Origin of the sequence: Streptomyces sp. NPDC025273, assembly GCF_040638585.1 — a bacterium.
GTDB lineage: Bacteria > Actinomycetota > Actinomycetes > Streptomycetales > Streptomycetaceae > Streptomyces > Streptomyces cinereorectus.
Genome location: NZ_JBEZYP010000009.1, coordinates 204,123 through 218,459, shown reverse-complemented (window position 1 = coordinate 218,459; position 14,337 = coordinate 204,123). Strand labels below are relative to the sequence as shown.

Genomic DNA, 14,337 nt, shown 5'->3' with positions numbered 1-14,337 from the left:
CCAGGTCGCCACCAGCCAATCGGAAGCACGGGAAGAGATGTCGGCACCGAACAAGTCGTACGACCCAGTCGAGGTCGAGGCACTGAAACCGGAAGAGATCGAGCGCATGCGGGACGAGGCGTTCGCCGCCTTCGCCGCCGCGGGCGACCTCGACGCGCTCGCCCAGGCGAAGACCGCGCACACCGGTGGTACCTCGCCCCTGTCGCTCGCCAACCGCGAGATCGGCGCCCTGCCGCCGCAGGCCAAGGCCGAGGCGGGTAAGCGCGTGGGCCAGGCCCGCGGCGCCGTCTCCAAGGCCCTGGCCGCCCGCCAGACGGAGCTGGAGGCCGAGCGGGACGCCCGCGTGCTGGTCGAGGAGGCGGTGGACGTCACGCTGCCCTACGACCGCACCCCGGCAGGTGCGCGCCACCCCCTGACGACCATCATGGAGCGCGTCGCCGACGTCTTCGTCGCCATGGGCTACGAGATCGCGGAAGGCCCCGAGGCCGAGGCGGAGTGGTTCAACTTCGACGCCCTGAACTTCGTGCCCGACCACCCGGCCCGGCAGATGCAGGACACCTTCTTCGTCCAGGGCACCACCCCCGACGGGAAGCCCACCACGGGCGACGAGTCCGGCATCGTGCTGCGTACGCACACCTCGCCGGTCCAGGCCCGCTCCCTGCTCAGCCGCAGGCCCCCCGTCTACGTGGTGTGCCCCGGTCGGGTCTACCGCACCGACGAGCTCGACGCCACACACACCCCGGTCTTCCACCAGATCGAGCTGCTCGCCGTCGACGAGGGCCTCACCATGGCCGACCTCAAGGGCACCCTCGACCACATGGTCCAGGCACTCTTCGGCCCGGACATGAAGACCCGGCTGCGGCCGAACTTCTTCCCGTTCACCGAGCCGTCCGCCGAGATGGACATGGTCTGCTACGTCTGCCGCGGCGAGTCCGTCGGCAACCCCGACCGCCCCTGTCGCACCTGCGGCAGCGAGGGCTGGATCGAGCTCGGCGGCTGCGGCATGGTCAACCCCAAGGTGCTCGTCGCCTGCGGCGTCGACCCCGAGAAGTACAGCGGATTCGCCTTCGGGTTCGGCATCGAGCGGATGCTGATGTTCCGCCACAACGTCGAAGACATGCGAGACATGGTCGAGGGTGACGTCCGGTTCACCCGGCCGTTCGGGATGGAGATCTGATGCGCGTCCCGCTTTCCTGGCTGCGGGAATACGTCGACCTGCCGGCGGGTGAGACCGGCCGTGACGTACAGGCCAAGCTCGTCGCCGTGGGCCTCGAGGTCGAGACCGTCGAGCGGACCGGCGCGGGCCTCAAGGGTCCCTTGGTCGTCGGACAGGTCCTGACCATCGAGGAGCTGGAGGGCTTCAAGAAGCCCATCCGCTTCTGCACCGTCGACGTCGGCACCGCCAACGGCACCGGAGAACCGCAGGAGATCGTCTGCGGCGCCCGCAACTTCTCCGTCGGCGACAAGGTCGTCGTGGTCCTCCCGGGCGCCGTCCTGCCCGGTGACTTCGCGATCGCCGCGCGCAAGACGTACGGCAAGACCTCGCACGGCATGATCTGCTCGACCGACGAGCTCGGCATGGGCGACGACGGCACACACGGGATCATCGTGCTGCCGCCCGAGTACGAGCCCGGGACCGACGCGATCGAGCTCCTGGAGCTCGTCGACGAGGTCCTCGACATCGCCGTCACCCCCGACCGCGGCTACTGCCTGTCGATGCGCGGCGTCGCCCGTGAGACCGCCGTCGCGTACGGGCTGCCGCTGCGCGACCCCGCGCTCCTGGACGTGCCCGCACCGAACGCCTACGGCTACCCGGTGGAGGTGTCCGACCCGATCGGCTGCGGCCGCTTCACCGCGCGCACCGTCGTCGGACTGCAGCCGGAGGCCCGCTCCCCGATCTGGATGCAGCGCAGGCTGCAGAAGGCCGGGATGCGCCCGATCTCGCTCGCCGTCGACATCACCAACTACGTGATGCTCGAACTCGGCCAGCCGCTGCACGCCTACGACCGCACCCGGGTCGACGGGCCGATCGGGGTGCGCCGCGCCGAGCAGGGCGAGAAGCTCACCACGCTCGACGGCACCGTGCGCGTCCTGGACGCCGAGGACCTGGTCATCACCGACAACCGCGGGCCGATCGGCCTCGCGGGCGTCATGGGCGGCGCCCACACCGAGATCGCCGACGTGCAGGCCGAGGAATCCGGCACCACCGAGGTCGTCATCGAGGCCGCGCACTTCGACGCGATCTCCATCGCCCGCACGGCGCGCCGGCACAAGCTGAGCTCCGAGGCGTCCAAGCGCTTCGAGCGCGGCGTCGACCCGCAGGCCGCGGCCGCCGCCGCGCAGCGCACCGTCGACCTGCTGGTCCTCCTCGCGGGAGGCACGGCGGAGGCGGGCGTCACCGAGTTCAGCGCCCCGTCCGCGCCCCGCACCATCGCGATGCCCGCGGACCACCCGGACAGGGTGGCCGGTGTCCCCTACGGCCGCGAGACCGTCGTGCGCCGGCTCCAGCAGGTCGGCTGCGACGTCTACGGGCAGGACGAGCTGATCGTCACGGTGCCGTCCTGGCGCCCCGACCTCGCCGCGCCGAACGATCTGGCCGAAGAGGTCATCCGGCTGGAGGGGTACGAGAATCTCCCCTCCACCCTCCCGACGCCGCCGTCCGGCCGTGGGCTCACCGACCGCCAGCGGCTGCACCGCCGCATCGGCCGGGCACTCGCCGGCGCCGGGTACGTCGAGGCGCTCAGCTACCCGTTCATCGGCGACGCCGTCCTGGACCAGCTCGGCCTGGACGAGGACGACGCCCGCCGCCGTACGGTCACGCTCGTCAACCCGCTCTCCGACGAGGAGCCCGCGCTGCGCACCACGCTGCTGCCGGGCCTGCTCGGCGCACTGCGGCGCAACGACGGCCGCGGCAGCCACGACCTCGCGCTCTTCGAGACCGGGCTGGTCTTCAGGCCCACGGGCGAGGAGACCAGGGCCGTGCGGCTGCCCGTCGACCGCCGTCCCACCGACGAGGAGATCGCCGGTCTGGACGCGGCGCTCCCGCGCCAGCCGCGCCGCGCCGCAGTCGTCCTCGCGGGCGCCCGCGAGCAGGCAGGCTGGTGGGGCAGGGGCCGCCCCGCCGACTGGGCGGACTCCGTCGAGGCGGCCCGCACGATCGCCCGCGAGGCGGGGGTCGAGCTGACGGTCCGCGCCGACCGGCACGCGCCGTGGCACCCCGGCCGCTGCGCCGCGCTGTACGTCACGGTGAACGGCGAGGAGACGCTCTTCGGACACGCGGGCGAACTGCACCCGCGGGTCATCAAGGACCTCCACCTGCCCGAGCGGAGCTGCGCCATGGAGGTCGAGCTCGACGTCCTGGAGCAGGCCGTCGACGGCGTGCTCCAGGCGCCCCGGATCTCCGCCTTCCCGGTGGCGACCCAGGACGTCGCGCTCGTTGTCGCCGCGGACGTTCCCGCCGACGCGGTGGAGACGGCCCTGCGCGCCGGCGCCGGTGACCTCCTCGAATCGCTGAGGCTGTTCGACGTCTTCACCGGCGATCAGATCGGCGAGGGCAGGAAGTCCCTGGCGTACGCGCTGCGGTTCCGCGCCGCGGACCGGACGCTGACCGTCGAGGAGGCATCGGCCGCCCGTGACGCCGCGGTCGTCCTGGCCACCGAGCGCACCGGCGCGGTGCTGCGCGGCGCGTAGGAGGCCGGGTACCTCGCGTACACCGAGAAGGGGCGTGTCCGGCCACCGGACACGCCCCTTCCTCCTGTCCCGCCGGACGGCCCTGGGACCGCACACGGGCCCCGGAGCGGCGCCGGGGGAACCCGGTCCCGGCCCGGACCCGTAGCCACCCTCCTGTCACAGGGGCAGTGGGTCGTGCGATCCGGCGCCGTCCGCCCTGCCACGGAGTGTCGGGCAGGTCGGCAGGACGGACGGCGCGGGTGCGGGTCGTCGAACTGTACGAGGGGGAGCCGACGACCCGGCCGCCTCTTGCGAGGCACTCATTCAAGCGAAGGGCGCCCCGGCGCGGCAGAGCGCACAGCCGGACGGTTCGGGCATTCCGTTCACACCCCGTGTGAATCGTGCTCCACTAGGGTCATTGCGACGCGCACATGGGGGGGCAATGGAGCCCAACGTCCTGCTCGAATCCCTGATCGACGAGGCGGGTGTGTCCCGTGCGGGGCTCGCCGGCCACGTCAACCGGGCGGGCCGCTGCCGCGGTCTGTGCCTGCGGTACGAACACACGGCGGTCGCACGCTGGCTCAAGGGCCAGCGCCCACGCGGTCAGGTGCCGGACCTGATCTGCGAGGTCCTCGGGAGCCGGCTGCGCCGGGCGGTGACGCTCGACGACATCGGCATGGGGACCTCCGGCGCGCACACGGCGACGCACGGTGCCGGTCTCTCCGGCTTCGTCGAGCACGCCACGGCGCTCTGGCGCTCCGACGAGCAGCAGCGCCCGCACCTCGCCGCGATTCCCGCAGTCACCGGTACGTCGGCGGTGATGCCGGTCTGGGAATGGGAGAACCCGCCCGAAGACGCCGATGTGTCCCGCCCGGGGCCGTCCCGGGCCGGCCCGGCCGACATCGCGATGCTCCGCGAGGCCCGTGCCCACTACGAACTGATGTACCGGAGGACGGGCGGCATCGCGACCAGGGCCCGCATCATCGGGTTCCTCAACGCCGAGACCGCCCCGCTGCTGCGCGGCGGGTACGGCGACGCCGCGGGCCGCCGCCTGCACCGGGCGGCGGGCGGGCTGGTGGCCGTCGCCGGCATCTGCGCCTACGACTCCGACGCCCACGGGCTCGCCCAGCGCTACTTCCACCAGGCACTGCGCCTCGCCAAGGCCAGCGGGGACCGAGGGCTCGGCGGCTATGTGATCGCGCTGCTGGTCAACCAGTCGCTGCACCTGGCCGACCACCGCCGGTCCGTCGCCTTCGCCGAGGCGGCCCTGCGCGCCGCGGGACCGCACATCTCCCCGGCCCTGGCCGCCGATCTGTACGCGATGCAGGCCAAGGCCTACGCCCGGCTCGGCGATCCCCGCAGCGCCCTGGAGCGCATCCGCCGCGCCGAGTCGGAGGCGGGCCGGATCCATCCCGGCCGTGAGCCCGACGAGACGGGCTACGTCCAGCCGGGCCTCGTCGACGTCCAGGTGGCGGAGGCACTGCTCAGTCTCGGGGATCTCACCGGGGCCCGGGAGCACGCGGCGGCGGCCGTACGCTCCCCGGCGCACGACCGCGGCAGGGTGCACCGGCTGGCCATGCTCACCCATCTCGAACTGCTCCAGGGAGAGGCGGACAGGGCGGCCGGCACGGCCTCGGAAATGGCCGAACGCGCCCGCGGCATGGAGTCCCGGCGGCTGCGGGACCGGCTGCGCTCCGTACGCGAACACCTGGCCGCGAGTGGCTCCACCGACGCACGAGCGGCGGCCGGCCGCATCGACGAGGCGCTGCGCGTGCCTCTGTGAGCCTCACCCGACCTGCCGTCGCACGTTCCGCTACGGGGTCGGCCCTGCTCCGATGTTGCCATCAACCAGTCGGAAGGTGGCAGAACTGTGCAGTGGGTGAACTTAAACGAGCAGACCGTCTACGAGAATCGCTGGTTCCGGGTCAATCTGGCGGATGTCGTCCTCCCTGACGGCAGGCGCCTCGACCACTTCGTCATCCGGCTCCGGCCCGTGGCCGCGGCGACGGTCGTCAACGAGGCCAACGAGGTGCTGCTGCTGTGGCGCCACCGGTTCATCACGGACAGCTGGGGCTGGGAGCTCGCCGCGGGGGTGGTCGAGGACGGTGAGGACATCGCCGCGGCGGCTGCCCGGGAGATGGAGGAGGAGACGGGCTGGCGCCCCGGCGAGCTGAGTCCGCTGATGACCGTCGAACCGGCCAACGGACTCATCGACGCCCGGCACCACCTCTTCTGGGCGCGGGAGGCGACGTGCACCGGACCTCCGACGGACGGCTTCGAGTCCTCGCGGCGGGAGTGGATACCGCTCAAGCTCGTGCCCGACATGATCGCGCGCGGCGAGATCCCGGCGGCCAACATGGCGGCCGGTCTCCTGATGCTCCGTCATATGCAGCTGGGCTGAGCGCGCGCAGGGAGGGCCGGCCGGGATCCCCGGCCGGCCCTCCGCCGGCGCCGGTCCGGATCAGCCGTACGGGTAGAACCCCGACCCCGTCTTGCGGCCGAGCCGGCCCGCGTCCACCATCCGCTGGAGCAGCGGGGGAGCGGCGTACAGGGGCTCCTTGTACTCGCGTTCAACTGGTCGGCGCTGGGCGCCCTGGTCGGTGCTCGGGGAAAGACTACCTACCCAAGCGTCGAGGACCGCCTGATCGCGCTCGGTTCGACGGCGTCTTCGCCGGCATCTGTCTGGAGCAGGCGACCAAGGGACGGTTCAGCCGCGTTCGGTGTTCTTGGGCAGCCTGCCCCGGAAGTCGCGCCCGGGGCGTTCGTCCTCACCTTGGACATGGCCTTCATACCGGCCGTGGACGGCAGCGTGGAGGATTGCTTACCCCGCCCTGGCTCGCCGGTGGACACGGCCCGGGCTCCCTTCGTACTCAAGGGGACGGGACGTTCCGTCGCCGGAGGCTGGTGACGCTCCCGCTCGACGGTCTCGGCGGGATATACAGGAGGTGCCCGGCCCATGAGGCGAAGGGGCGGGGGCGCTTGGACCTGCGAGAACCGGCCCACCCACATACTTGTTCTGCTTTACGGTGCCATCAGCCGACCAGGACGAGGGGGAACCCGTGGGACAGCCGAGGACGATGCTCGCCCAACGAATATCCGAGCAACGGGCGGGGGTTGGTGATCCACGGGCGTTGGTGGGTGAGATGCGGCGCACGGTTCTTCTGGTTCCATCGGCGGAGCCCGGCCTGTGGAGTGCCCGATCGGGCGGTGTTCGGTGGATCTGCGCGTTCACGGACGAGACGGCGCTGGCCCGCTTCGCTGTTCACCACGGCCCGGCTGATCGTCTGATGGACTACGTCGCGCTGCTCGGGGCGCGGATCGTGGATGAGATCGTGCCGACTTTGGGCGAACCCGCCGGGCTCGCGGTGGACATCGCCGACGAGGACGGGGCGATGTTCTTCCCGCCGGTCACCGGCGTTGTCCCGGACGGCGTCGCGGTCGACTCCGGCGCGGCGCAGGAGGGGGGCGGCCGTGAGCGGTGACGGATCGGACCTCGCCTTCGATCAGACGTCGGTGGCGAAGTTCACGCAGGGTGTGGGCGCGACCATTGATCAACTCGGCGAACTCGGCGGTGCCACCGGGTCGGTGATGGGCAAGGGGTTCTCGGGTCTGGCCATGACGGGCATGGAGGCAGGGCATCGAGGGCTGTCGGTGGATTTCGAGGACTTCTGCGAACGGTGGGAGTGGGGAGTACGCGCCCTCGCGAGCGACGCGAGCGCGCTCGCGGACCGTCTCGGGCTGGCGGCGGGCACGCAGTGGGAGCACGACCAGTACGTTGAGGGCTCCTTCAAGGTCGGTATCAGCGCAGCGATGGGTGGCAACCCACACGCCAGCGAGGAGGACATCTCCCAGCAGGGCTGGGGCGACATCCTCACTCCCGACTACCTGGACCCAGACTGGAGTGCCGAGTCGTTCGAGAAGGCCGGCCAGGACGTGGAGCAGACCTGGAAGGACACCGGCCGCACTGTTCTCACCGAGGGACAGGGCGGTCGGGAGTCGGAGAGGCTCAAGACCGAGCTCGGCCTCAGCGACGGTCAGTGGGACCGGGCACTGGACGACACGTTCGGGCCGTCGCCCGAGGAACGCGCCCAGCAGGCACAGCAACAGGGCGACACGAACACAGGCGGGGGCGGTTGAGCGTGGGCGTCGAGGATTTCATCAGGGACATCACGCCCGACTCGGTCGAGGGCGTGGTTGAAGACGGTGTGGAGTGGGCCGGCAACCGGGTCGAGGGCGCCGGGAACTGGACGGCGGGCCGGCTGGACGACGTGGGCTGGGAATCCGGTTCGGACTGGGTGCGGGAGAAGTCGCGCTCGGTTGCGAACCGCATGGGCGCCGATGTCGAGGAAATGGACCTCGGGCAGACCGAGGACAAGGCCAAGCTGGTGTACGGCAGCCCCAGCAAGCTCCACGCCACGGCGGAACAACTCCGTTCCTTTCAAAAGGCGTTCGACGACGCCGGGGGCGGGTTGAAGGGCCTCGACTCCTCGCGGCTGAAGGGTGAGACGGCCAATGCGCTGCGCACCGCGGTGAGTACCCAGCCGCCGAAGTGGTTCACCGGTGCCGATGCCTGTGAGAAGGCGGCTGCCGCGCTGGAGGCGTTCGCCTACACCGTCACCTGGGCACAGAACCAGGCGCAGACGGCTATCGACATGTGGAAGGAAGGCGTCAAAGCCTCCCAGAGCGCGGCCGACGGACACCGCAAGCGGATCGACGACTACAACAAGGCCGTGAACCGCTACAACGCACAGGCCCCCGAGGAGCGCAACCCCGGCGCTCTGCCGCCCTGCCCCGCGCCGACGTTCGACGACCCCGGCAAATCGATCATGCAGGACGCGCAGGAACTCCTCGCCCAGGCCCGCGAACAGCGGAACACTGCCGCGGAGACCGCCCGCAGCGCCGTCCGCGCCGCCCGAGACAAGGCCCCTGAGAAGCCCACGTACGCACAACAGGTGGCCAGCGGTCTGCAGGAACTGCAGATCATCAACGACCACGTCCGCGGTGGCGTCATCAAGGGCACCGCAGGGCTGCTGAACTTCGTCCGGGGGATCAACCCGCTGGACCCGTACAACATCACCCACCCCGCCGAGTACGCCACCAGCCTCAACAGCCTGGCCGCCGGACTGGTCGTCACCGCCAACGACCCGGTCGGCACCAGCAAGCAGATGATCAGCGACTTCATGAAGGACCCCGCGGAAGGGTTCGGCCGGCTGCTGCCCGACGCGGCACTGACCGCGGCCACCGGCGGGGGCGGCGCCGTCGCCAAGGGTGTCCGCCTTGCCGCGGATATGGCGAAGGCCGCCCGCGCCCGCCGGTTGCTCGACAACGCCCCCAACGGCACCCACAACCGTCCCGACGGGCGCCGCGTCGTCGCCAACACCGATCCGGTCGACCTCGCATCGGGACGGATGTTCCTGCCCCAGACCGACCTGGTGCTGCCGGGAACCCTGCCGCTGGTCTTCACCCGCCGCACCGAGTCCGGTCTGCTGGCAGGCCGGTTCCTCGGCCCCTCTTGGACCTCCACCGTCGACGAGCGCCTGGAGATCGACGCTGCCGGCGTCGTCCACGTCACCGCCGACGGCCTCCTGATTCCCTATCCGCACCCCGCCCCAGGCACCCCGACCGATCCGGAGTCCGGGACCGCCCGCACACTGCTGGCCCGTGACGTGACCGGCGATTACACCGTCACCGATCCCGGCACGGGCTTGGTCTGTCACTTCACCGCCCCGGCCGACAGCGAACCGGGCGGCGACGGCGACGCCTGGCTGGACCGGGTCGAGGACCGCCACGGCAACTGGTGGGCCGTGGAACGTACCGAAAACGGCACCCCGCTCGCCCTGACCTGCTCTGCCGGCCGCCGGGTGGCTGTCACGGCGAGCGACGGTCGGGTCGCGGCCCTGGCCCTGGCGGGAGCGGGAAAGAACGGGGCGGACCTGCCTCTGATGCGCTACGGCTACGAGGACGGAAACCTCACCACCGTAGTCAAACCGTCCGGCGCCACCACCACCTTCGTCCACGACGACCGCTGCCGCGTCACCGCCTGGATCGACTCCAACAACAGCCGCTACGACTACACATACGACGACCGAGACCGCGTCATCGACGAGGGCGGTCAGGCCGGCCACATCCAGATCACCCTCACTTACACCGAACCCGATCCGGACACCGGTCTTCGCACCACCACCCTCACCACGGCCGGCGGACACACGACCCGGCACCGGATCGATCGCCACTGCCGGGTGGTGGCCACCACCGATCCGCTCGGCCACACCACCCGCTTCACCTACGACAACCGCGGAAACACCCTGGCCCGTACTGATCCGCTGGGCCGCACCACCGCCTTCACCCACGACGAGGACGGCCGCCTGCTCGCCGTCACCCGTCCCGACGGGAGCGAACTACGCACCGTGCGCGACCCGTCGGGTGCGTCCACGGAATTCCGCGGGCCGGACGGCGCCCGCTGGCTCCAGGAATTCGACGAGCACGGCAGCCGCACCGCCGTCACCGACCCGGCCGGCGCCACCACCCGGTACGCCTACGACGGCCGGGGCAGGCTGACCACCGTCACTGACGCCCTCGGCGCCACCACCACCGTGCGCTGCGACGCGGCGGGGCTGCCGGTGGCAGTGACCGACCCGGCCGGTGGCACCACCCGCCTGGAGCGTGATGCTCTGGGCCGGATCGTGCGCACCGTCGACCCGATGGGCAGCGTGACCCGGGTCGTCCTGGACGAGGACGGTAATCTCACCCGCCGTGTCGCCCCGGACGGTGCCGCCGAGTCGTGGACGTACGACGGCGAGGGCAACCCCCTCAGCCACACCGGCCTGGCCGGCGGCATATCACGCTTCGAGTACACGCACTTTGATCTGCTCACCACCCGCACCGGACACGACGGCAGCCGCCACACGTTCGAGCACGACGCGGATCTGCGGTTGATCCGGGTGACCGGCCCACACGGCACCTGGTCCTATACGTACGACGCCGCCGGCCGGCTCGCTTCCGAGACGGACTTCGACGGCCGCACTCTCAGCTACCGGTACGACGCCGCCGGGCAGCTCACCGCCCGGTCCGACGCCCTCGGCCGGACCGTGTCCTGCATCTACGACCAGCTCGGCCAAGCGGTCCGCAAGGACGTGGCGGGCAAGGTGACCACCTACGCGTACGACCGGGCCGGACGCCTGCTGCACGCGGCCGGACCGGACAGCGAGATCGTCTACGCGTACGACCGGCGTGGCCGGACCAAGACCGAACTGGTCGACGGCCGCGCCATGAACTACGCCTACGACACCCTGGGCCGCCGGGCCCGCCGCATCACCCCCACCGGCGCGATCACCGAGTACGGCTACGACGCCGCCGGCCGTGCCGCCCGGATAACCAGCGGCGGACGCGAGATAGCCTTCACCCACGACGCGGCCGGCCGGGAACTCGAGCGTGTCTTCGGTGGATCCCTCACTCTGGCCTCCGCCTGGGACGAGGCCGGAAGGATCTGCGCGCAGCACCTGACGGTCGGGGGCCGTTCCCTCAACCGCCGGCACTACGCCCACCGCGCCGACGGCCACCTCACCTCCGTGACCGACGATCTGTCAGGCGCCCGCACCTTCGATCTGGACGCGTCCGGACGGGTCACCGGGATCCATGCCGAGGGGTGGACCGAGCGTTATGCCTACGACGCCGCCGGCAACCAGACGGCGGCCTCCTGGCCTGATTCACACCCCGGCCACGACGCCACCGGCCCCCGCTCCTACACCGGAACCTCCGTCACCAGGGCGGGCAAGGTCCGCTTCGAACACGACGCCCTCGGGCGCGTGACCTTGCGCCAAAGAACCCGTCTGTCACGTAAGCCCGACACCTGGCGCTATGAATGGGATGCGGAGGATCGTCTCGCCGCCGTGGTCACACCCGACGGCACCCGCTGGCGCTACCTCTACGACCCCTTGGGTCGCCGCACCGCAAAACAGCGCCTCGCCGACGACGGCGAGAGCGTCGCAGAGGAGGTCCGCTTCTCCTGGGACGGCACGACCCTGTGCGAACAGACCGTCCACACACAGGGCCAGCCACACATGGTCGCCCTCACCTGGGACCACCGCGGCCTGGTCCCGCTGTCCCAGACGGAACGCCTCCTCACCCCGGACACTCGGCGGGAGGAGATCGACCGCCGGTTCTTCGCCATTGCCACCGACCTCGTGGGAACGCCCACCGAATTGGTCGACGAATCCGGCGAGATAGCCTGGCGGGCCAGGAGCACCCTCTGGGGCACCACCGCCTGGGCCCGATCCAACACGGCCTATACCCCGCTGCGTTTCCCCGGCCAGTACTACGACCCGGAGACCGGTCTCCACTACAACCTCTTCCGCCACTACGACCCGGAGACCGGTCGCTACACCTCCCCGGACCCGCTCGGCCTCGGCCCCGCGCCGAATCCGGTTGCCTATGTGCACAATCCGTTCACGGTCTGCGACCCCCTCGGGCTGTCGCCGTACTCGCGGTTCAAAGGCCTGGGCTGGCTGACGGACAAGCTGCTTGAGCGCCCGTCATACCGGTACCAGCGGCTCGTCACCGACCAGAGCTACGAGCAGCAGTGGATCCTGCCGGACGGCCGGGAGGTCCACGTCGACGGAGGCCCGCGGGACGGCTGGATCACGGAGGCGAAGTGGACCGGCGGTGACAACCTCGGTGAATGGAAGAAGTCCCCGTACAACCCCGATTTCAAGCATTACAACGAGAGCCGGCTCGTCGCGCAGGCAGACAAGCTGCTCGCCCTCGACGAGGATCTAGGAGGCAAGGGAGTCCGCTATATGGTGTCCAATGAATGGGGTGCCGCGCATGTGAACGAAGTGCTGTCCAAGGCCTTCCCCGAGGCCTACGCCAGCGGGCAGCTGAAGGCGTATCACGTGCCCGGCAACGGCATGAGTGGAATGAGTTCATGGCTGAAGTAATCGCAATGCTGGAAGAGCTCAGGGACATCACCCCGCTGACCGCTGAGGCTGCGGCGGCGCGGTTCGCGGCTCAGGAGTGGACGCCCGGGGGCAAGATCCGTGACGGCGTGGAGACGTCGTGGGACAAGGGCAGCGTCGGGGGCTGGATCCAGACGTTCGACGGTGAGGCGGTCAGCGTCTCGTTCTTCGTCTGGATCCGCGACGTCGACGAGTCGGGCTACTTCGACGACGTGGAAGCCGTCTACGAACAGGGGGAGCAGGCGCTGACCGACTTCCTCCCCGAGATCGAGGAGTCCCCGCTTGCCGGCCACCTCATTGAGGCCGAGGTGACGGAGGCGGACAGGGACGAGTTCATCAAGCTGAAGAAGTGGACCCTCGACGGCCGGATTCTGACCGCCGGCGTGATCCAGCATGACACCGATCTTCCGGTGATGGTCATGGTGGTTCTGGAGAGCCCGGCCTGACTGAGCCCGTACGCCAGGGCGCCCGCGCCTCCATCCGATGCCGGGCGTGCCCTGGCGTACGCGAATAGGGACGGCGTCGGAGAGTCGGACGTCGTAGCTGCAGCCTGCGGGCGGATACGGGTGCGGGCGTAGGTCATCCAGACGGAGGCCTTTGGCGTCCTCTACCAGTAGGACTTCATCTTTCGCTATCGGGAAATATAGGGCTCGGCGCCCCGTGTCAGCTGATGCGAAGGGTGTCGCGGGCGCGGGTGGCGGCGACGAAGAGGAGGGAGCGGGCCTTGCGTTCCTCGCGGGCGTAGCGCTGGGGGTCGGATTCGCGGTAGCGGTCGATGACTGCGGTGCGGGGGATGCCACCGTCGCGGGCGCCGACGATGGCGAGTTTCTGGTATTCGAGGCCCTTGAACCGGTGCATGGTGCCGACGTGAACTTCGCCGTCGCTCTTGACGCCGTCCTTGGTGAGCTCGGCTACCGTGTTGCCGGGCTCGGTGGCGAGGTCGAACATGACCTGGTTAACGGAGTCACGGTCGGCGACGCAGACGGCGATATTGCCGCGAGGGTCGCGGCGCGGGTTCTTGCCACCGTCGCCGGAGGTGAGTTCCTCGCGCCAGGCGTGGAGGGTGGCGGCGAGTTGGGTGAGTTCGTCGTCCCAGGTGTCGCAGGGGGCGAGTTCGGGGATGGGGCCTCGAAGGACTGAGCGGTAGCCGGTGATGACGGCGCGTAAGTGCTGGTCGTCAGCGTGGCGGTTTCGCCAGGTGATGTAGCGGCGGATCATGCCGCCCTGTTCCTTGTGGGTGGCGTGGTCGGTGCCATCGAGGGTGGAGTAGCGCAGGGCCGTGAACTGCGCCTCTATACGGTTGAGCCAGGAGCTGTTGGTCGAGGTGTAGGCGATCTCGACGTTGTTCGCGGCGGCCCAAGTGCCGACCCGCTGGCATTTTCTCGTGGTCAGGTGCGGCGAGAAGTTGTCGCAACGATCGCGATGCGGACCTCGGGCGGGAATTCGGCGGCGAGGTTGCGGCCGCTGCGGACTGCAGGATGACGCCGTCGTCCTCGATGAAGGACAGGGCCCGGAATCCGTCCAATTTCGGGGTGTACTGCGCTCCGCCTGGCAGGGCGTCAGGGCCGGGGATGTCCGTGGCCGGCTGGGGCGCATCACGTTCAGGGGCGGGTGAGGGCGATCGGGGACCGAGAAGGGGGTGCCATGGGCGTCAGCTTCGCCCGCGACAGCGATCTGGGCGGGCAGTGCTTCCACCGGCGTGTCCCAGTCGGCG

At 70.4% G+C, this 14,337-nt stretch carries 8 protein-coding genes and 3 pseudogenes; 8 read left to right on the top strand and 3 right to left on the bottom strand.

The features are described from left to right. The first annotated feature begins 37 nt into the window (after positions 1-37). From pheS to AB0F38_RS17515, 4 genes are all read left to right on the top strand, one after another. A complete protein-coding gene (pheS, locus tag AB0F38_RS17530; RefSeq protein ID WP_361893425.1) occupies positions 38-1,177 on the top strand; it encodes a phenylalanine--tRNA ligase subunit alpha in 1,140 nt (379 codons plus the stop codon). Continuing rightward, positions 1,177-3,690 carry a phenylalanine--tRNA ligase subunit beta gene (gene pheT, locus AB0F38_RS17525; protein WP_361893422.1) on the top strand — a complete coding sequence of 838 codons (2,514 nt, stop codon included), beginning with the start codon at positions 1,177-1,179 and terminating at the stop codon, positions 3,688-3,690. The genes pheS and pheT overlap by 1 nt, the downstream gene beginning before the upstream one ends. Before the next feature lie 421 nt (positions 3,691-4,111). Further along, positions 4,112-5,452, top strand: a complete 1,341-nt coding sequence (locus AB0F38_RS17520; protein WP_361893419.1) for a transcriptional regulator — start codon at positions 4,112-4,114, stop codon at positions 5,450-5,452. 87 nt (positions 5,453-5,539) lie between these two features. Then, positions 5,540-6,070 (top strand): NUDIX domain-containing protein, encoded by a 531-nt coding sequence (locus AB0F38_RS17515; RefSeq protein WP_361893416.1) that lies wholly within the window; start codon positions 5,540-5,542, stop codon positions 6,068-6,070. Between the two features lie 60 nt (positions 6,071-6,130). Here the strand turns inward: AB0F38_RS17515 and AB0F38_RS17510 are convergent. Further along, positions 6,131-6,235, bottom strand: a pseudogene (locus tag AB0F38_RS17510) (3-hydroxyacyl-CoA dehydrogenase family protein); the annotation flags it as partial. A 511-nt stretch (positions 6,236-6,746) separates the two neighbouring features. Here AB0F38_RS17510 and AB0F38_RS17505 point away from each other — a divergent pair. The 4 genes from AB0F38_RS17505 to AB0F38_RS17490 are packed head-to-tail and all read left to right on the top strand — an operon-like array spanning position 6,747 to position 13,069. Beyond that, entirely contained in the window at positions 6,747-7,151 is a 405-nt protein-coding gene (locus tag AB0F38_RS17505; RefSeq protein ID WP_361893414.1) for an SseB family protein, read from the top strand. After that, entirely contained in the window at positions 7,141-7,806 is a 666-nt protein-coding gene (locus tag AB0F38_RS17500) for a hypothetical protein (RefSeq protein WP_361893411.1), read from the top strand. The genes AB0F38_RS17505 and AB0F38_RS17500 overlap by 11 nt, the downstream gene beginning before the upstream one ends. A gap of 2 nt (positions 7,807-7,808) precedes the next feature. Beyond that, entirely contained in the window at positions 7,809-12,605 is a 4,797-nt protein-coding gene (locus AB0F38_RS17495; protein ID WP_361893409.1) for a putative T7SS-secreted protein, read from the top strand. Then, on the top strand, positions 12,593-13,069 hold the full coding sequence (locus AB0F38_RS17490) for a hypothetical protein (protein ID WP_361893406.1): 477 nt from the start codon (positions 12,593-12,595) through the stop codon (positions 13,067-13,069). Before AB0F38_RS17495 ends, AB0F38_RS17490 begins: the two co-directional genes overlap by 13 nt. Before the next feature lie 217 nt (positions 13,070-13,286). Here AB0F38_RS17490 and AB0F38_RS17485 read toward each other — a convergent pair. Together AB0F38_RS17485 and AB0F38_RS17480 are read right to left on the bottom strand one after the other, a co-directional pair. Continuing rightward, positions 13,287-13,778 (bottom strand): annotated as a pseudogene (locus AB0F38_RS17485) (3'-5' exonuclease); the annotation flags it as partial. Further along, positions 13,776-14,065: pseudogene (locus tag AB0F38_RS17480) on the bottom strand (IS630 family transposase); the annotation flags it as partial. The pseudogenes AB0F38_RS17480 and AB0F38_RS17485, both read right to left, overlap by 3 nt. Positions 14,066-14,337: the final 272 nt, after the last annotated feature.